The sequence below is a fragment of the Flavobacterium fragile genome, from assembly GCF_023634865.1.
Classification (GTDB): domain Bacteria; phylum Bacteroidota; class Bacteroidia; order Flavobacteriales; family Flavobacteriaceae; genus Flavobacterium; species Flavobacterium fragile.
The window spans coordinates 111,390-129,965 of record NZ_JAMLJN010000003.1; the positions used below are offsets into that span (position 1 = coordinate 111,390).

Annotated in this window: 20 protein-coding genes and 1 tRNA gene; 11 read left to right on the forward strand and 10 right to left on the reverse strand. The window is 34.3% G+C overall.

Annotation, left to right across the window (positions count from 1 at the left end):
- Positions 1 to 72 precede the first annotated feature (72 nt).
- Positions 73 to 2,268 (forward strand): DNA helicase RecQ, encoded by a 2,196-nt coding sequence (recQ, locus tag NAT47_RS04995; protein ID WP_250580944.1) that lies wholly within the window; start codon positions 73 to 75, stop codon positions 2,266 to 2,268.
- 89 nt (positions 2,269 to 2,357) lie between these two features.
- Here recQ and NAT47_RS05000 read toward each other — a convergent pair whose 3' ends face one another.
- Positions 2,358 to 2,720, reverse strand: coding sequence for a DUF983 domain-containing protein (locus NAT47_RS05000; RefSeq protein ID WP_250580946.1), 363 nt, complete (start codon positions 2,718 to 2,720; stop codon positions 2,358 to 2,360).
- A gap of 3 nt (positions 2,721 to 2,723) precedes the next feature.
- Positions 2,724 to 2,966: a hypothetical protein gene (locus NAT47_RS05005; RefSeq protein WP_250580948.1), complete on the reverse strand. Its 243-nt coding sequence runs from the start codon at positions 2,964 to 2,966 to the stop codon at positions 2,724 to 2,726.
- A 58-nt stretch (positions 2,967 to 3,024) separates the two neighbouring features.
- On the opposite strand from NAT47_RS05005, the gene NAT47_RS05010 reads away from it, so the two are divergent.
- Both NAT47_RS05010 and NAT47_RS05015 read left to right on the forward strand, forming a co-directional pair.
- The gene (locus NAT47_RS05010) at positions 3,025 to 4,083 is read left to right on the forward strand and encodes a DUF2891 domain-containing protein (RefSeq protein WP_250580950.1); all 1,059 of its coding nucleotides are present in this window, start codon (positions 3,025 to 3,027) and stop codon (positions 4,081 to 4,083) included.
- 24 nt (positions 4,084 to 4,107) lie between these two features.
- Complete coding sequence (locus NAT47_RS05015; RefSeq protein WP_250580952.1) at positions 4,108 to 5,667, forward strand: NAD(P)/FAD-dependent oxidoreductase; 1,560 nt, start codon at positions 4,108 to 4,110, stop codon at positions 5,665 to 5,667.
- Positions 5,668 to 5,671: 4 nt separating this feature from the next.
- Here NAT47_RS05015 and NAT47_RS05020 read toward each other — a convergent pair whose 3' ends face one another.
- Together NAT47_RS05020 and NAT47_RS05025 are read right to left on the reverse strand one after the other, a co-directional pair.
- Positions 5,672 to 6,562, reverse strand: coding sequence for a phospholipase A (locus tag NAT47_RS05020; protein ID WP_250580954.1), 891 nt, complete (start codon positions 6,560 to 6,562; stop codon positions 5,672 to 5,674).
- 68 nt (positions 6,563 to 6,630) lie between these two features.
- Positions 6,631 to 7,077 carry a cold-shock protein gene (locus NAT47_RS05025; RefSeq protein ID WP_250580956.1) on the reverse strand — a complete coding sequence of 149 codons (447 nt, stop codon included), beginning with the start codon at positions 7,075 to 7,077 and terminating at the stop codon, positions 6,631 to 6,633.
- A gap of 295 nt (positions 7,078 to 7,372) precedes the next feature.
- Here NAT47_RS05025 and idi point away from each other — a divergent pair, with 295 nt between their 5' ends.
- The 7 genes from idi (at position 7,373) to NAT47_RS05065 (ending at position 12,355) form a co-directional block, all read left to right on the forward strand.
- Positions 7,373 to 7,900 carry an isopentenyl-diphosphate Delta-isomerase gene (gene idi / locus NAT47_RS05030; RefSeq protein ID WP_250580957.1) on the forward strand — a complete coding sequence of 176 codons (528 nt, stop codon included), beginning with the start codon at positions 7,373 to 7,375 and terminating at the stop codon, positions 7,898 to 7,900.
- 116 nt (positions 7,901 to 8,016) lie between these two features.
- The gene (locus NAT47_RS05035) at positions 8,017 to 8,427 is read left to right on the forward strand and encodes a 6-pyruvoyl trahydropterin synthase family protein (protein ID WP_250580959.1); all 411 of its coding nucleotides are present in this window, start codon (positions 8,017 to 8,019) and stop codon (positions 8,425 to 8,427) included.
- A 1-nt stretch (position 8,428) separates the two neighbouring features.
- Positions 8,429 to 8,881, forward strand: coding sequence for a peroxiredoxin (locus tag NAT47_RS05040; protein WP_250580961.1), 453 nt, complete (start codon positions 8,429 to 8,431; stop codon positions 8,879 to 8,881).
- 224 nt (positions 8,882 to 9,105) lie between these two features.
- Positions 9,106 to 10,071: a type I phosphomannose isomerase catalytic subunit gene (locus NAT47_RS05045; protein ID WP_250580968.1), complete on the forward strand. Its 966-nt coding sequence runs from the start codon at positions 9,106 to 9,108 to the stop codon at positions 10,069 to 10,071.
- A gap of 57 nt (positions 10,072 to 10,128) precedes the next feature.
- Positions 10,129 to 10,398, forward strand: a complete 270-nt coding sequence (locus NAT47_RS05050) for a hypothetical protein (protein ID WP_250580970.1) — start codon at positions 10,129 to 10,131, stop codon at positions 10,396 to 10,398.
- A gap of 75 nt (positions 10,399 to 10,473) precedes the next feature.
- Positions 10,474 to 10,547 (forward strand) — tRNA-Thr (locus NAT47_RS05055).
- 545 nt (positions 10,548 to 11,092) lie between these two features.
- Positions 11,093 to 12,355 (forward strand): IS4 family transposase, encoded by a 1,263-nt coding sequence (locus NAT47_RS05065; RefSeq protein ID WP_250581341.1) that lies wholly within the window; start codon positions 11,093 to 11,095, stop codon positions 12,353 to 12,355.
- Positions 12,356 to 12,491: 136 nt separating this feature from the next.
- On the opposite strand, the gene NAT47_RS05070 is transcribed toward NAT47_RS05065, so the two are convergent.
- The 6 genes from NAT47_RS05070 to NAT47_RS05095 form a co-directional block, all read right to left on the reverse strand.
- Positions 12,492 to 13,214, reverse strand: a complete 723-nt coding sequence (locus NAT47_RS05070; RefSeq protein ID WP_250580972.1) for a DUF4369 domain-containing protein — start codon at positions 13,212 to 13,214, stop codon at positions 12,492 to 12,494.
- Between the two features lie 154 nt (positions 13,215 to 13,368).
- Entirely contained in the window at positions 13,369 to 15,228 is a 1,860-nt protein-coding gene (locus NAT47_RS05075; RefSeq protein ID WP_250580974.1) for a M61 family metallopeptidase, read from the reverse strand.
- Between the two features lie 52 nt (positions 15,229 to 15,280).
- Positions 15,281 to 15,562 carry a TIGR03643 family protein gene (locus tag NAT47_RS05080; protein ID WP_250580976.1) on the reverse strand — a complete coding sequence of 94 codons (282 nt, stop codon included), beginning with the start codon at positions 15,560 to 15,562 and terminating at the stop codon, positions 15,281 to 15,283.
- A 56-nt stretch (positions 15,563 to 15,618) separates the two neighbouring features.
- Positions 15,619 to 15,900 carry a TIGR03643 family protein gene (locus tag NAT47_RS05085; protein ID WP_250580978.1) on the reverse strand — a complete coding sequence of 94 codons (282 nt, stop codon included), beginning with the start codon at positions 15,898 to 15,900 and terminating at the stop codon, positions 15,619 to 15,621.
- 138 nt (positions 15,901 to 16,038) lie between these two features.
- The gene (locus tag NAT47_RS05090; protein WP_250580980.1) at positions 16,039 to 16,641 is read right to left on the reverse strand and encodes an alpha-ketoglutarate-dependent dioxygenase AlkB family protein; all 603 of its coding nucleotides are present in this window, start codon (positions 16,639 to 16,641) and stop codon (positions 16,039 to 16,041) included.
- A 33-nt stretch (positions 16,642 to 16,674) separates the two neighbouring features.
- Positions 16,675 to 17,580, reverse strand: a complete 906-nt coding sequence (locus NAT47_RS05095) for an EamA family transporter (protein WP_250580982.1) — start codon at positions 17,578 to 17,580, stop codon at positions 16,675 to 16,677.
- A 461-nt stretch (positions 17,581 to 18,041) separates the two neighbouring features.
- Between NAT47_RS05095 and NAT47_RS05100 the strand changes: the two genes are divergently transcribed.
- Positions 18,042 to 18,536 carry a hypothetical protein gene (locus NAT47_RS05100; RefSeq protein WP_250580984.1) on the forward strand — a complete coding sequence of 165 codons (495 nt, stop codon included), beginning with the start codon at positions 18,042 to 18,044 and terminating at the stop codon, positions 18,534 to 18,536.
- Positions 18,537 to 18,576 lie beyond the last annotated feature (40 nt).

An 18,576-nucleotide genomic window follows, 5' to 3' on the forward strand; every position in this document is an offset into this window, starting at 1 on the left:
AAAAATTTGTGTGTATTAAAGAAAGTCGTATCTTTATGTTTGCAAATTTAGGTAAAATCATATTAATAGAGAATGAATCCACACGAAATTGATTTACATAAAGAATTAAAAAAATATTTTGGATTTAATCAGTTCAAAGGTCTTCAGGAACAGGTAGTTAGGAGTATTATCACCGGTAATAACACCTTTGTTATTATGCCTACAGGTGGTGGTAAGTCGCTTTGCTATCAGTTGCCAGCTTTGGTATTAGAAGGTACTGCTATAGTAGTTTCTCCGCTTATTGCGTTGATGAAAAACCAAGTTGATGCTATTCGAAGTTTGAGTTCGGAACCTGGAATTGCTCATGTATTGAATTCTTCGTTGAATAAAACCGAAGTCAATCAAGTTAAAAAAGATATTACTTCGGGTATTACCAAATTGTTATACGTTGCCCCAGAATCGTTGACCAAAGAGGAGTATATTGCGTTTTTGAGAAGTGTAAAATTGTCTTTTGTTGCTATAGATGAAGCGCATTGTATTTCGGAATGGGGACATGATTTCCGTCCCGAATATCGCAACTTACGTAATATTGTTCGTCAGTTAGGGGATGTGCCAATGATTGGATTAACTGCAACTGCCACTCCAAAAGTGCAAGAAGACATCTTGAAAAACTTGGATATGCCAGATGCGAATACCTTCAAAGCGTCATTTAACCGACCGAATTTATTTTACGAAGTACGTACTAAGACCAAAAATGTGGAATCGGATATCATTCGTTTCATCAAACAACATAAAGGAAAATCAGGTGTTATTTACTGTTTGAGTCGTAAAAAAGTGGAAGAAATTGCCCAAGTTTTACAGGTGAATGGTATTAGTGCTGTTCCTTATCATGCGGGATTAGATGCTAAAACGCGTGCGAAACATCAAGACATGTTTTTGATGGAGGATGTAGAAGTGGTAGTGGCTACTATTGCTTTTGGTATGGGCATCGACAAACCTGATGTGCGTTATGTAATTCACCACGATATTCCAAAATCTTTAGAGAGTTATTACCAAGAAACGGGTCGTGCCGGGCGTGATGGAGGCGAAGGTCACTGTTTGGCTTACTATTCCTATAAAGACATAGAAAAGTTAGAAAAATTCCTTTCCGGAAAACCCGTTGCAGAGCAGGAAATTGGATTTGCTTTGTTGCAAGAAGTGGTGGCGTATGCGGAAACTTCGATGTCGCGTCGTAAATTCTTATTGCATTATTTTGGTGAAGAATTCGACGATGTAAATGGAGAAGGAGCGGATATGGATGACAACGTTCGCAATCCGAAGAAGAAAGTAGAGGCTCAAGACCAAGTGGTTACTTTATTGAAAGTGGTTCGCGATACCAAGCAATTGTTTAAATCTAAAGAAGTGGTTCTAGCGTTGGTAGGCAAAATTAATGCCGTTATCAAAGCCCAAAAAATCGATTCCATGCCTTGTTTTGGAAGTGGTGCTGCTTTTGATGAGAAATATTGGATGGCGTTAATTCGACAAGTATTGGTAGCGGGATTGCTTACGAAAGATATTGAAACTTATGGTGTTTTGAAAATGTCTCCAAAAGGAGAAGCTTTTATTAGTAAACCCGAGTCCTTCCTAATGTCGGAAGATCATGAATATAACGAAGAAGAAGATGAGGCTATAGTAACTGCCGCTAAATCTTCAGGAACTGCTGATGAAGCCTTAATGGTGATGTTGCGCGATTTGCGTAAAAAAGTTTCCAAGAAATTGGGAGTTCCGCCGTTTGTAGTGTTTCAAGATCCTTCTTTAGAAGATATGGCGTTGAAATATCCTATTTCTATTGATGAATTGAGTAATGTTCATGGGGTAGGAGAAGGGAAGGCCAAAAAATATGGTAAAGAATTTGTCGATTTGATTGCCCGATATGTGGAAGATAACGACATTATTCGTCCAGATGATTTGGTTGTAAAATCGACCGGAGCTAACTCTAGTTTGAAGTTGTATATTATTCAAAATGTGGATCGAAAACTAGGTTTAGATGATATTGCGAAAGCGAAAGGCTTATCGATGGATGATTTGTTAAAGGAAATGGAGCAAATCGTGTATTCGGGAACCAAACTGAATATTAAATATTGGATAGACGAAATTTTAGACGAAGACCAACAAGAAGAAATTCACGATTACTTCATGGATTCGGAATCGGATAAGATTGATTTGGCGCTGAAAGAATTTGATGGTGATTACGACACCGAAGAATTGCGTTTGATGCGTATTAAATTTATCAGTGAAGTAGCGAATTAATTCTTACTTTCTGAAATTAGGAAAGGGATTGAAATAATTTGAGAAATATTGAAAATAAATAGAAAACGCTGTCATTTGACAGCGTTTTTTTATGCTTTAAATTCCCTAAAGATATAAATCCAAATGATCCGAGATAGTTTGATGTTGACTAAGGTTAAACTTAAAATCACCAGTCCAATTATTGGAATAATCCGTAAATCAAAAGTTTTTTCAAAAAATGGCATGCAGATGAAGTAGGTGATTAAGGCTTCTGCCACTCCCAATGCATAACTCACGAACATGGCTCCAAAGAAGAATCCAGGTTCTTTTTCGAATTTGGTACCGCAATTAGAGCAATTTTCATGCATTTTTGGAAAACTAAAACTAAAATGGAGCAATCCTTTTTCAAAAATTTTCCCTTTGTTGCAATTGGGACATTTGTTCCCCAACATATTTAAAATGTTTGTAATCATGATTTAATTTGTAGTGTAAATTTCGCCTCGGTGTGGTTTTAGAATATCTCGAAATGTGATCATATCTTTTTCTTCCACAACTATGAAAGCAATCGCATGCATTTCATTTATATTTTCGAAGCCTGTTTTTTCTAAGGTAATTTTTTCTTGTTCCAGGTATTCGTTGAGGTGTATCAGGTGATGTTCGGCTGTTTTGGCAGCGGCCTCTCCTCTAAAATCCCAAATGAGTTTTATTTTTCGGTTCATGTTTTCGAAATAAAAATCAAAGGTAAGTTTTTAGTACATTTGAAAAAACTAAAAAGATATGAAAGTTTTATTTGCCTTGCTTTTTGTTGGAACCTTTGTTTCTTCCCAAGAACTCACCCTTACACAAGCGAATCATTTGGCTAGTTTGCCTGTGAAATGTTTGCAACAGGAATATCCGAACAAACTCAATCAACTTTTGTTAAACGAAACGGAGTTGTTGTCTCCAAAAGTCTTGCATCCTGCGTTTTATGGCTGTTTTGATTGGCATTCTTCGGTGCATGGTCATTGGAGTTTGGTGTATTTGTTGGCTCATTTTAAAGACATAAAAGAACGGGAGCAAATTATTGAAAAGTTACAAATTAATCTTTCGAAAGAAAATATTGCACAAGAAATAGTCTATTTTGAAAAAGCACACGAGAAATCCTTTGAGCGTACGTATGGATGGAATTGGTTGCTGAAATTGCAGCATGAATTGGAACTCTCTGAAGAAGCTTTTGCCAAAGATTTAGCGGCTAATTTACGTCCATTGACCGATTTGATTATTGAACGTTATCTGGAGTTTTTACCGAAATTATTATATCCCATTCGAGTAGGAACGCATTCTAATACCGCTTATGGCTTAACGAATGCTTGGGATTATGCGGTTTATTCTGGAAATATTGAATTGCAGCAAAGTATTCAGGAACATGCCAAACGTTTGTTCTTAAAAGATGAAAATTGTCCGTTTTATTGGGAGCCAAGCGGAACTGATTTCTTATCGCCTTGTATGGAAGAAGTCGCGATTATGCAGCGTATTTTGCCTCAAAATGAATTTCTCCCTTGGTTGCAAAAGTTTGCTCCCCAATTATTTTCCAAAAAATGGCAATGGGAAGTCGCACGCGTATCCGATAGAACCGATGGTCATTTGGTTCATTTGGATGGTTTGAATTTCAGTCGCGCTTGGAATTTGTATTTTTTAATGCGACAGTATCCTAAACAATTTTCGCATTTGAAACCTTTGGCTGATCAACATTTGTCTTTCTCATTACCTTCAATTGTGGATGGTAATTACGAAGGCGAGCATTGGTTGGCTTCTTTTGCGTTGCGAGCTTTTGAGGAAAAATCGAAAATCAAGTAGTATATTTGCCGAAATTTTAAGATTATGCCACGCGAATTTCAATTTCAAGTTTCACCTGAAGTAGCGGCAAACGAAAGTTTGTTAGCCCAACATGTAGCCAAGTTATTTCAGGTTAGTCCCAAAGAAATTCAGAAAGTGGTGGTTTTAAAACGCTCGATAGATGCGCGTCAGAAAGCTATTAAAATCAATATTAAGGCGAATGTATTTTTGGTTGGAGAAGAATATGTAGCATCAAAAGTCGAGTTGCCCGATTATCCTAATGTTGCCAATAAACAAGAAATAATTGTGGTTGGTGCTGGACCGGCGGGGTTATTTGCTGCTTTGCAATTGATTGAATTGGGTTTAAAGCCTATCGTTATAGAACGCGGGAAAGATGTTCGTGGACGTCGTCGTGATTTAAAAGCCATTAATCGCGATGGTATTGTGAATGCAGATTCCAATTATTGTTTTGGCGAAGGTGGAGCAGGGACGTATTCTGACGGAAAATTATATACTCGTTCTAAAAAACGTGGTGATGTAGATCGTATTTTAGAGCTTTTTGTGGGGTTTGGAGCTACACCTGAAATCATGGTAGAAGCCCATCCGCATATTGGTACTAATAAATTACCTCAAATTATTCAAGATATTCGAGAGCAAATTATTGCAAGTGGGGGGCAGGTTTTGTTTGAAACATGCGTTACCGATTTCGTTATTAAAAACAATGAAATGCAAGGAGTTGTTCTACAAAATGGTGATGTCATCTCAGCCAATAAAGTTATTTTGGCTACAGGACATTCTGCTCGTGATATTTTTGAATTGTTGCATAAAAAAGGCGTTCCTATTGAAGCAAAGCCATTTGCTTTAGGCGTTCGTGCGGAACATCCACAAGAATTGATTGATCAAATTCAATATTCGTGCGATTTTAGAGGCGATTATTTACCGCCAGCGCCGTATTCTATTGTAAAACAGGTGAACGGTCGCGGTATGTATTCGTTTTGTATGTGTCCCGGTGGTGTTATTGCTCCTTGTGCTACGGCTCCGGGTGAAGTGGTGACGAATGGTTGGTCTCCTTCAAAACGTGACCAAGCTACTGCTAACTCTGGAATTGTGGTGGAATTAAAAATGGAAGATTTTAAGCCCTTTGAGAAATTTGGACCGCTAGCGGGTATGGAATTTCAAAAAGCTATCGAACAAAAAGCTTGGCATTTGGCAGGAGAGACTCAAAAAGTGCCAGCACAGCGAATGGTTGATTTTACTCAGAATAAAATTTCGGCTACTATTCCTAAGACCTCTTATGTTCCCGGTACTACTTCGATTGAATTAGGACAAGTTTTTCCTGGATTTTTAACCCAAATTATGCGTGAAGGTTTTGTGCAGTTTGGAAAATCGATGCGTGGTTATATGACCAATGATGCTATTTTGCATGCACCTGAGAGTAGAACTTCTTCACCGGTGCGTATTCCACGCGACCCTTTTTCTTTGGAGCATGTTCAAATTAAGGGATTGTATCCTTGTGGAGAAGGGGCAGGGTATGCTGGGGGGATTATTTCGGCTGCTATTGATGGCGAGAAGTGTGCTTTGAAAGTAGCTGAAAGTTTACGATAATCGTTTACCAATTGGCAAAAGATATTCCAGCTCCAATAGTGGTTTGGCGATGATTGTAATCTACTAAAGTTTCTCCATATCCATTAAAAAATTGAATATGTCCTCTTAAGTGTCCTTTCATAGGGAACACATAATTTAATTGTAGGCTTCCCCCTTTAATACGATTAAAAGGATGCGTTGCAATGGCATAAAATTCATGGCGGTTGTAGTTGTAGGAAACGTTGATTTCGCCATTTCCAATGTACTTTGTGATGTATGGATTTTCATCATCACTATCTTTTGTTCGTATCCATGGATTCAGGGATATGATCCAATTGTCTATTTCATATCCTACATGAAATATGATTCTGTTCCAACTTCTCGAAAGTGGTATATCACGTCCGTTGGATTGGTGATTTAAAGCGAATCCTAGTGATTTAAAATTCCCTCCGAAGGCTTTTATTTTGATAGGATACTTAAAAATAATTTCAGGTTCATAATTGATTTCTCGAAAAGCTCTTGATATCTTATCATTATAAACTTGCCAATGTGCTTTTTGAGTATAGGCTACCCAAATATCCCCTTTGTTCCAAAATAATCCTTGAAAGACTTTGGTTTTAAAACTCAATTGAAATTTAGCTTCCACTGAATTGAATATTTCTTTTTCAGTTGCTGCATATTTAGGATTTTCACTAACGGGTTTTTCGTTTGGATTATTGGAAATTCTTCCAGCCGTAATGTACATTGGTTTGTATGATACTAATCGGAAAGTTCCTCTTTTGTCAATGGAGTCCAATTCCCATTTTTGAGAATAGGATTTTTTAATAATGTCTAAGTGTTTGTGGTGGCTTCCTTGAGCCAATAAGTGGGTAATGAATAAAAAAGACAAAAATGAAAGTAACTGTTTCTTTTTCATAGTGTTTTATATCCATGGCAATATAATAAAAAAAATCGCAGGTTAACCTGCGATTTTTGGTGTTTTATTTATATTTTTTTTACGTTGACTGCATTCATGCCTTTAGCCCCTTTTTCTAAATCATAAGTAACCAAGTTTCCTTCTTTTACTTTGTCGATTAATCCACTGATGTGTACAAAGTATTTTTCTCCTGTTTCTACTTCTTTGATGAAGCCGAAACCTTTTGATTCGTTAAAGAAATCTATAGTTCCTCTGCGTTCCACTGGTGCTTCGTCTGATTCTGTTCTTCTAGAAACGCCAATTTCAATGCTTTCTACATCAATTTCGATTTTTTTTGAAGGGTCTGGAGGTGTACTCGTTAAGTGTCCGTTTTCATCTACATAGACATATAAATCTTCTCCAGATAATTTAGGATTGGCCTTACGAGCTTCTTTTTTTTCTTGTTTTTCTTTTCTTTTTTGTGCTCTTAATTTTTCTTGTTCTCTTTTGTTGAAAGTTTCCTGTGGTCTTGCCATTAATTTAAATAAATTGAATTAGTATAATTTGTAAAAGTAAAAGGATAAAAAAGACTAGCGAAATAAACAAGAAATTTATAAAGTACTTTTATTCAAAGTATTGCAAGAAGAAATTCATATCATTACTAATGGTACAAAGGTAGTGAAAAAAAGTGTTCGATATGAAAAATGTCTAGGATTTCTAATTTTATGCCCTTTTATCGGCACTATTCAACACACGTTAAACTTATCACAAACTTAAAAACTGGCTTAGAATCCTTTCTTTTTTCGTAATTTTGAGGACTATTACAACCTTATGATTGAAGAACAAGTAATTTTAGTTAACGAGCAAGATGAGCCTATTGGGCTAATGAACAAGATGGAAGCTCATGAAAAAGCGGTTTTACATCGCGCTTTTTCTGTATTTGTATTGAATGAAAAAAACGAAGTGATGTTGCAACAGCGCGCGCATCACAAATATCATTCTCCTTTGCTATGGACTAATACTTGTTGTAGTCATCAACGCGCCGGTGAAACAAATATAGAAGCCGGAAAACGTCGTTTGTTTGAAGAAATGGGATTTCAAACAGAATTAAAAGAGTTGTTTCATTTTATCTATAAAGCTCCTTTTGATAATGGTTTAACCGAACATGAATTGGATCATGTGATGATTGGTTATTACAACGAAGCGCCCGATATTAATCCAGAGGAAGTGGAAAGTTGGAAATGGATGTCTATTGAAGCTATCAAAGAAGATATGAAGTTCCATCCAGAGCTTTATACCGTTTGGTTTAAAATTATATTTGATGAGTTTTATCATTATCTAGAAGATCATAAATTGTAAATTTCATTTTAGGAACACAGATTGAAGTTGTTAGATTAATTTTAAAAATCTTGTTTCTCAAAAAATTAAAATATAAAACGATATTCTAAATTCAAATTTCTAAATTTAAAATTGCCATGAAAGTAACTGTTTCGAGAAAAGCTCATTTTAATGCAGCCCATCGTTTGTATCGCAAAGATTGGTCTATGGAAAAAAATCAGGAAGTTTTTGGAAAATGTAACAATCCTAATTTTCATGGGCATAATTATGAATTGATTGTTTCAGTAACGGGTGAAGTGGATCCAGAGACCGGTTATGTGATTGATACTAAAATCTTATCCGATTTAATCAAAGAGCACATTGAAGAAGCTTTTGATCATAAAAATTTAAATGAAGACGTTCCGGAGTTCAAAGATTTGAATCCAACAGCGGAACATATTGCTTACATCATTTGGCATAAACTTCGCGCTTTACTAGCTGCTGATAAGGATTTAGAAATTACCCTTTACGAAACACCACGCAATTTTGTAACATATAAAGGTTTGTAATATGGCAATTCAAATAGGAGATACATTACCACATTTTTCCGCGACTAAGCAAGACGGAAGTGCATTTGATAGTAAAGAAATTCATCAGAAACCTGTTGTGATTTACTTTTATCCTAAAGATTTTACGCCAGGTTGTACCACTCAGGCATGTAGTTTTAGAGATGCTTATCAGGATTTTCAAGATTTAGGTGCTGAAGTAATTGGAATTAGTGGTGATTCGGCTAGTTCCCATCAAAGTTTCCAACAACAATATAAATTACCTTTTATTTTACTATCGGATGCCGACCGCAAATTGCGACGTTTGTTTGGCGTTCCAACGGCACTTTTTGGCTTATTGCCGGGGCGTGTGACCTATGTTTTTGATGCTAAAGGCCATTGTATTTATATTTTCGATAGTATGAGTGCTAAAAATCATATTGAAAAAGCTTTGAAAGCCATTCAAAAGGCGAAATGATATAACAATTTGTTTCCCTCTTTTAACACCCCTAAAGTCCTTCCGAAAAGACGGAATAGGCACTCAAGGGGACATTTTTTCTAACAATTTAGTGTTTATATTGTTTTCAGCTTGAAGCTTTTTATTCAGCTGCTATTTTTTCTGAATTTTTGATTCTTTTTTTTGCTAACAAACAGCATCTTTAGCATATTTTAATTGTTTTTTGCATCTTTGTACTTCACTATATGACTATGAAGTTTTATCCTTTAACGTTTACACCGATACTTAAAGACCGCATTTGGGGCGGAACCAAGTTGAAAACTTATCTCAACAAACCGATAGTTTCTGAAACTGCGGGTGAGAGTTGGGAAATTTCCACTGTTCCTGGTGATGTTAGTGTGGTTAACAATGGTGCTTTAAAAGGAAAAAACATCAATGAAGTTATTGATTTGTATCCTGAAGAAATTTTAGGGAAATCGGTTATTGCTCGTTTTGGAAAACAATTTCCATTGCTTTTTAAATTCATTGATGCCAAGGAAGATTTGTCTATTCAATTGCATCCGAATGATGCTTTAGCTAAAGAACGACACAATTCGTTTGGCAAAACCGAAATGTGGTATGTGATGCAAGCGGATGATTCGGCACGACTGGTGGTTGGATTTAAAAAAGATACCCATCAACAAGAATATTTAGCGCATTTAGCCAATAAAAATCTACTTGATTTACTGAACGAATATCCCGTTTCCAAAGGCGATGTTTTCTTTTTAGAAACCGGAACCATTCATGCTATTGGGGCAGGAGTAGTGGTAGCAGAAATTCAACAAACGAGCGATGTTACCTATCGTATTTATGATTGGGATCGAGTGGATGCCGATGGTAAAGAACGGGAGTTGCATACTGAACAGGCATTGGATGCTATTAATTATCAGACAACACCTTCAAAAATAGATTATCACGAGGCGATTAACCAAAGTACTCCTGTTGTTACTTGTCCTTACTTTACCACTCATATTATTGCTTTGCGTACTGTTTTTGATTGGAACAGAAAGCAAGACGCTTTTACGGTGTTGATGTGTACTAATGGTCAATTTGAACTTACAGTAGGTGATGAGGTTTACCATTATCGTATGGGTGATACCCTTTTAATTCCGGCTTGTCTAAAGCAATTGACTTTGAAAGGTGAGGCTACCTTGTTAGAAATTTCGATATAATGTATTGGGAACAGAATATATTGTGTAATTTTGTTCCAAATTTAAAATTTATACAAAATGGCAAGCGTTAAAAACTTGAAAAAAGAAATCAACTACGTTTTAGGAGATATTGTAAACATCGTTTACGTTTGGGAAATGACCAATGGCGGAAAACCAACAGAAGCTTCTGATAAATTAGTTGATGAAATCTACGAAACTTTTGATACTTTAATGACAAGAGCGAATCAAAAAGACGTTGAGAGCAAAAAAGCGCATTTTAAACAAATCCGTAAGGATTACGAAGCGGCTGCAAATCAATTTGTTGCGAAAATAAACGAATTAAACTAAAAAATTGCGATAAAAAAGTGCTAATTTTTTTTGGAAATTTAATTTTCAGAAGTATATTTGCACCGCAATAGAGTTGCCGGTGTAGCTCAGCTGGCTAGAGCAGCTGATTTGTAATCAGCAGGTCGTGGGTTCGAGTCCCTCCATCGGCTCTAAAGTAGAAACCATCACAGTAATGTGGTGGTTTTTTTGTTTTAGGGTGTTTTGTATAAGAGTTTTTAATTTGTTTTTTAAACTTACCACGCGAAGGGATTCGCGGGTGAGCGGTGGGATTTTTTTATCAAGTATAATGCAAATCTGTTTTATTTAGAACCACGCTAAGGGATTCGCGCGGGAGCGGAGCGGGGTTATTGTGAATGTAATCTATTTCTAGTAAAAACATCTAACCAACCTACCACAGCAAAACTAACAAAATATAGTCCCTCTGGATTGTAGAATTTATAATTTCTACTCATGTTTGATTTTTATCAAATATAATAAACTTTATTTATAACAACTTTTATCAGAACCACGCGAAGGGATTCGCGCGGTCAATGTCATTAAGTTAAGGGTTTAATTATTTGAAAATCAACAGATTAAGCTTGTTTTTTTGTGAATAATTTCGTATATTTATATGGTAATCAGATAATTAGTATCATGCAAAAAAACAGCTTTTCAGATTTTATCTTCTCTTCAATCAGAAATTTTTAGTACTTTTCTGAAAGATAATTTTAAAACAAATCCTGAGGATTTTACAAGAAACAGGAAGCAATCTTTTTCAGGCACCATTTTATTTATGCTAAATTTTTTAACTAGAAGCCTATCAATAGAAATTGTAAACTTTTTGAGCTTTCTCAAAAGAAAAGATATTGCACAAGAAACATTTAGTAAAAGTGCTTTTGTCCAAGCTCGTAAGAAAATAAAGCCTGAGGTTTTTAAACACTTAAATCAGCGAATTATTGAAGAATTTTACAAGGACAATTCAGGAGTTTTAAGACAATTTGATAACTTACGAATATTAGCAATGGATGGTTCCCGATTGACTTTACCTTTTACTAAAGAACTTGAAGAAATTTACGGACAAACTAAAAACCAAACTAATACTTACATTGTTCAGACCAAAGCTTGTGTTTTGTATGATTTACTCAATGAAATATGCATTAATGGGATTTTGTCTTCAATTGACACTGATGAACGCACACAAGCCAAACAACTCTTGGAACATTGTCAAGCAAATGATTTGATAATTTATGACAGAGGTTATCCTTCTTTTGAATTAATTTATGAACATTATCAGAAGAATTTACATTTTCTTATGCGTATGCCATTAGACTTTAGTCAAGTTGTGAAAGATTTTGTAGCGAGTGGTAAAACATCACAAATAGTCGAAATAAAACCTGGACAAAAAAAGAGTTTTGAAAATAAACCCTATACTAAATCTTCAACATTAAAAATAAGGCTATTACGAATAACTTTAAATAGTGGTGGAATAGAAGTTTTAGCAACCTCACTTTTAGATAGTAAACATTATGGTAATGAGGTTTTTAAAGAATTATATTTTAAAAGATGGAAAATAGAAACCTACTATGATGAACTTAAAAATAAACTAAAAATTGAGGAATTTTCTGGTTACTCAAATCAAAGTATATTACAAGATTTTTATTCAACACTTTTTGTAAGTAATATTCAAACTCTTATAGAAAATGAAATTAACGAAGAGATTGAAAAAGAAAGCGAAACTAAAAACATAAAATATCAATATAAAATAAATACAACCTTGTCATATGGCTTTATGAAAGATAGAATTTTAGAACTGTTTTTCACTAAAAATGATATGAATGATATCATAAATGAACTTAAAGAATTATTTAAAAAGCATCTAATTCCAATAAGACCAGATAGAAAATTTGAACGAAAAATTGGGAAATACAGGACAAGAACAAAACCAATAGTGACTAAAAATCAAAAGAATAGCTTATGATTTTTTCTTAACTTAATGACATTGTTCGCGCGGTAGCGGTGATTCGGGCGGTAGCGGTGGTAGCGGTGTGTTATTTTTAATGTTCAAAACAAAAAAAACTACAACCTCAAGTTGTAGTTTTTTTATTTGGTTTTATTTATTTCTGAGTCTCTTCTGCTTTTCTTTTTGCAATGTATTCCTTTAGCATTTTACCGTATTTAGATTTTGCTACTTCTGGAGTCATACTTTTTTGTATTGTATCCAAATAAGGTGTGTTGATATTTGCAATTTCTGAAAGTGCTAAATAGGGTGCGATTTCTTTATTGGCATTACTCACAGCAAAATGAGCCGTATAGCGATACTTTCTTTTTAATAGTTTTTGGTATTCGTTTTCAATACTATCTGTTGTAGTAGGATTAGGTTTTAATTCGTTTTTCAAACGTTTTGCCATTAAAGCTAAGTTTTGATCTCTGAATTTACTGTTTAGGCTGTCAAATTTTAGCCATAAGTCATGATTTTTTGAACCTGTAATTTTAGCATCAGCAAAAAAGCGTTCTAATGTAGTTTCAATTTTGATATTACCCGGTTCTGCAAAGAATGGTAAGCTATTGTCAATCGATTTGGTTTGTCCTCTGTCTAAAAATAAATATAGCATTTCTGGACTTTCTAAATTTACATGACTTTCAAATTTTGAATCACCATTAATTGTGATACTGTCTAAAGTGACTAAAACGGTATCTTGAAGTTTTTGTAGGTATAATTTCCCTTGACTTAATCCTTTAATATTTCCCGTAATGTGCACATTAGCATTGGCGTTTTTTTCTTCTTTACATGCAGTTACTAATACAACGGCCATTAGTGCTAAAACAATCTTTTTCATTATGTTTATAAATTTGTGTTCGCAAAGTAAATAAAAAATCCTCAAAATACTAAGTACTTTGAGGATTTTCAAGTGCAATTTCAATTTCAAAAATTCAATTTCAAATCTTAGGATACTTATAAAATTTAAAATCGTTATTCTTCAATTCCAAATTTTAGCCTTTTAACCAAGCATCACGAACCGTTTTCTTAGTGTTGTCGGTTGCTATGTAGCTTTCTTGTTTTTCTTTTGGCATTATTACTTTACCTTTAATCGTTTGTTCTTTGCCATCTCTTTTGATTTTTACTGAAATGGCATCCCCGTCTTTCCAATTTACGCTTGCCATAATTAAGTCGTAAATGTTGTCAAGGTTGTAACTTTTGTCGTTAAAAGCTAAAAGCGTATCGTTATTTTTTAAACCTAAGGAGGTCATAAAAATATTTAATTCGCTATCCGGTAAAACTAAAATTTCTTTCGTGTTTGGATTAATGGTGATATAAGGTTCTGTTTGTCCTTTTAAGAATGGATTTCCTGGTACTTCGATAGTAGTTTCTGTTACCCCCATTTTAGCAAAAAATTGCTCATAAGGAATTGGTGTTTCTCCAGCGACATGTGTTTTTAAGAATTCTCCAACAGCAGGATAGGTTAAGGCAGTAATCTTATCGAATAGTTCTTCGTCTTTGAATGCTTTGTTTTTACCATATTGTTTTGATAGTTCTTGCATTAAATTTAAGATTCCTTTTTCTCCATTGCTGTTTTCTCTTATCAGAATGTCTACACACATGGCTATTAAAGCCCCTTTGTTATACACGTTTAGGTATTGCTCTTTGTATGGCTGATTTAATACGTTTTTACTCATTTTGGTAAAACTCATATTGTCGTTCATTTGGCGTGATTGTGCAATTTTACCTGCCATTCTTTCAAAGAATTCTCCTTCTTCAATTAGTCCTTGGTTGATTTGGAATAGGTTTGCAAAATATTCCGTTACCCCTTCATACATCCATAAGTGTTCTGACATTTGGGGGTTGTTGAAGTCGAAATTTTGAATTTCAGTAGAATGAATCGTTAATGGTGTTACAATATGAAAGAATTCGTGCGAAACTACGTCTTTTAATTGCTCTTGAAGCATTTCTAAATCCATAACTTCAGGCATTACCACTGTTGTAGATGTTGGGTGTTCTAAGGCTCCAAAACCTTTTGCGTCTTTTGCCTCCACATCTGCTAAATAAAGTAAGATTGCGTATTTTTTTGTAGCATCGATAGGACCTAGAAAACGTTTTTGCGCTTTCATCATATTTTCCATGTGAGGTGTAATTTGTTCGGCTGTATATTTACCTGTCGGAGAATACACACTGATGATGATGTCCATATCGTCAATTCTGAATGTAGTAAAATCAGGTTTAGAATACATGATAGGCATTTCCACTAAATTGGCGTATTTTGGCATGTAAAATACATCTAAAGTAGTACTTGGGTCAGCGTCTGTCATAGCAGAAATTCCGGTTAATGTCTCGGGATGTTGAACGATTAATTTATAAGGTGTTTCTTCTTTTCCTTTGAAGTATCCGATAAAACCGTGTGTATTTAACATGAAATTTTCACCCGCTTTGATGTTGGTTCCCGCTGGAGAAAAAACATCTTCGCTTTCGCCAAAACCAGCTCCACTTTCAGTATCAAAAGTATCGTTTACTAAGTAAGTAATTTTACTCAATTTGGTAGCATCTGAAATACTGTATGAGTTTTCGTCAATTTTGGCTACTTTTAGAGTTTTTCCTTTGTTGTCAAAAGCTTTTACATTTTCGATAAAACGACCGTAATTATCTTCTGAATAGGTTCCAGGAACTGTTTTAGGAAAGTGATAGGTTACGGATTCTGTAGTAAATGTTGGTGGGGTCACGCTCACCATTACTTTATCGTCTTTAACATTGATTAAATCGATGGTAACTGCTACATCATTTTGTTTGGTAGTCGTTTGGGTAGGACTACAACTCCATAAAAATCCTACTAAAGCTAGGGAAAACATTAATTTTTTCATTTTATCTAAATTGTATTCCCCATAAGTAGATAAAATAGGCTAAATGTTACAGTTATCTCTTGGATATTTTGTTACCTGTAATTTGTCTTTGTAGTTTGCATTTGAATCGGTCTATGCCGTTTACTCTTCGTTTGGCATGTTTGGTTGTTCTGCCCTGTACGCGTTCGCGCCACATTCTAAAGCTAGAAGGTTTCATTTCGCGGCGCATGATTTCAATGGTTTCTTGTTCGGAGATACCAAATTGAAACGTTATGGCTTCAAACGGGGTACGATCTTCCCAAGCCATTTCTATGATGCGATCGATTTGTGATTCGGTAAAAATTTTCTTTTGCATGTTGCAAATTTCTATATTAAATAAAAAAACTCTTGTTGAACAAGAGTTAATTTTTTTTAATCGAATTTATTTTTGAAGTAGTATTTGCTGTCTAAGTCTTCGTCTTCCAATTCGTTATATTTGATTGGTTTCGGTTTTGGCTTACTTGCAGTTACTTTCTTTTTCCAAAGTTCAAAATTATCTTTGGACAGTCTTTTGCGCATTAATTCGGTAACTTCGTTTTCTGTTACTCCAAATTCTACTTTTAACACTTCAAAAGGTTTTTTTTCCTCCTGCGCCATAGTAACAACTCTATCTAATGTTTCGTTGTCGAATTCTGAAATTTTCTTCTTTTTCATGAAGTAAATACGGTTTCTCTCTTATTTAATGGTTTGTTATTCAATATTAGTAAAAAAATAAATTCAAAAATGAGGTCTATTACTTTTTTTGAAATTTTTAAAATATGATTAAAGTAGCAACTAGTTTTTGAGAAATCTTTACAAAATTGTTCTAAACGTTAAATTTATTCTCGGATTTTTTGGTTGGATCGCCTTTGGGATTTGATGTTTGTAATGGATTTGACTTCCTTCTTTCATCAACAATAAACTCCCGTGGGTTAGATTTAGGTTCATTTTTGCTTCCGAATTTGAGATGTGTTTTAGTTGAAATTTTCGTTCCTCCCCAAAGCTTACTGAGGCAATGATAGGATTCTTGCCTAATTCTTTTTCATTATCGGCATGCCAACCGTTACTGTCTTTTTCGTTTCGATATAAATTAGCTAGTACTGTTGTGAAGTTGTGACTGGCTATTTGTTCTACTTTTTCTTTGATGAACATTAACGTTGGATTCCAAGCATGAGGTTGCATCGTTATCCCTGAATAGGAATAAGGTTTTCCTTCATTTCCGAACAAACATGTTAATCTGGGTTGGGCTACTTTCTTACCAAAAATGGTAATGTCATCTTGTTGCCAAGGCGTTTCGGACATTAATTTATCCCATAAGAGATCGGCTTCTTCTTTGTTGAAGAAATTGGGATACCATTCAAAAACCGCATCGGGTAATGGTAAAATTATTTTTTCAGATGGAAATAAATCGAGCATAAAAAAAGCGATGATTCACATCGCTAATTTACTTTATTTTTTTTTGAATTGTATGTTCATGATTACAATTGCAGTAATAATTAAAATGATTCCAATCCATTGCAGGAAAACTACCTGTTCGTTTAAAAGGAAAAATGCCATCATTACCGAAACAGGTAATTCTAATGAAGAAACAATACTTCCTAAACCAATTCCCGTGTGAGGAAATCCGGCGTTTAATAACATGGGTGGAATGATGGTTCCGAATAAAGCCAACACAATTCCCCATTTGGTAAATATTTCAAAATTGAAAGGCGTTACTTGTGTATATAAACTGAAGCCAAAAACGATAACTGCACCTCCTAATAACATGTATAAACTTCTTTGTGCGGATGAGATTCCTATTGCTACTTTGTTGGCTGTAAACATGGTAGTTGTAAAAGAAGCAGCAGCTAATAAACCCCAGAATAATCCGTTGGCCCAGTCGATAGTTGCGTCATTAAAATCGATTTTAAAAATATTAATCGCCAAAGCGGTTCCTATCAATACAATGATTACCGATATGATTTTTTGTATAGATGGTGCTTTTTTGTCTAGGAACCATTCTAATAAAACCCCCATCCAAACGGTTTGCATTAGCAATACAATTCCGATTGAAACGGGAATGTATTTTACGGCAAGATAGTAGAAAACACTGGTCATGCCCAATGAAGTTCCGGCTAACATTAAATGGAAAATATTTTTTGAGGTCGCTTTCGTCGCAGCGTTTTTGTTTTTGGTACGTTGGAATAAATTGATGATTAAAATCCCAAGTATTCCATAGATGAATTGCGAGGAGGTTACTTCGGCTGTTGTATAATTTTCTTGATAGGCTAGTTTCACGAAAGTAGCTAACATTCCATAGCTCGTTGCGCCTAAAGCAACAAGGAAAACTCCTTTTATTATATTGTTGTTTGACATGTTCTAAATTTTTAAGGGGCGCAAATATAGGGAATTTGAATTTAGAATTTAGAATTTAGAATTCAGAATTTAGAATCTAGAATTTAGATTATGGAATTTAGAATTTAGAACTTTTGAAAGAATTTGATGTTTAACTTCAAAAGTTGAGTTGTTATTTTAATTCTTTTTTAAGTAAGGTTTTTTTGTTAGTGTTTGGGTAGGTGAAACTTGGTTGTAAAAAAAGCTTTTGATGTATTTCATAAAGAAACAAAACAAATCTTCTCAATTGCGAATGGTTATTATCATGATTTTTTTTAATGAATGTGAAAGTGTCTTTTTTTTGTATTTTTATACTCCTCATGTTTGAGAAATTTCAGTTGTTTTACATTAAAATACATATGATGAAGTTTTATTTATCCTTACTATTTTGTTTTTTTTGTTCGCTTGTATTATGTCAAAAAGTAGACATAACCTTTAAAAGTGTGAATCAAGATTCTCTTATTAACTATTTAAATAAAAATCAGATTTCTTATGATTTGGATGATTTGGCCATTCTAAAAGATATCAAGGTTTTTGGTAACTACTCTGCCACTCAGCGATTAGCTGTTCCAGAAGCTTATTTTTTTAATACAGATGGTTTTTTGCTCAAAAATAAAAATAAAGGGATAAGTTGTGGCGCTAACATAAAAGATTTGTCTAAAATTATGAAAAGTAAGATTGATTCTAATCAACCACTTTCTAATTGGTTAGATGAGCTTACTTTTTTAGGAACTGAAACTTTTCTTTCGGAAACGTATGATCTTTATGTGTTTATTAATTGGGCTCTGTTTTTGGATTCCAATAACGAAACTTCATTTAATTGGTATCGCTCCTTAAAAGAAAAAAAAGAGTTAAAAATTAAAGTGATTTTGGTTAATTTGGATGTACAAGAAACTTGGCATTTAACAGAAGGACAAAAGCAATTTTTAGGAATTTAGCTTTAAATAAAAAACCTACAAGAAATTTATTCCTTGTAGG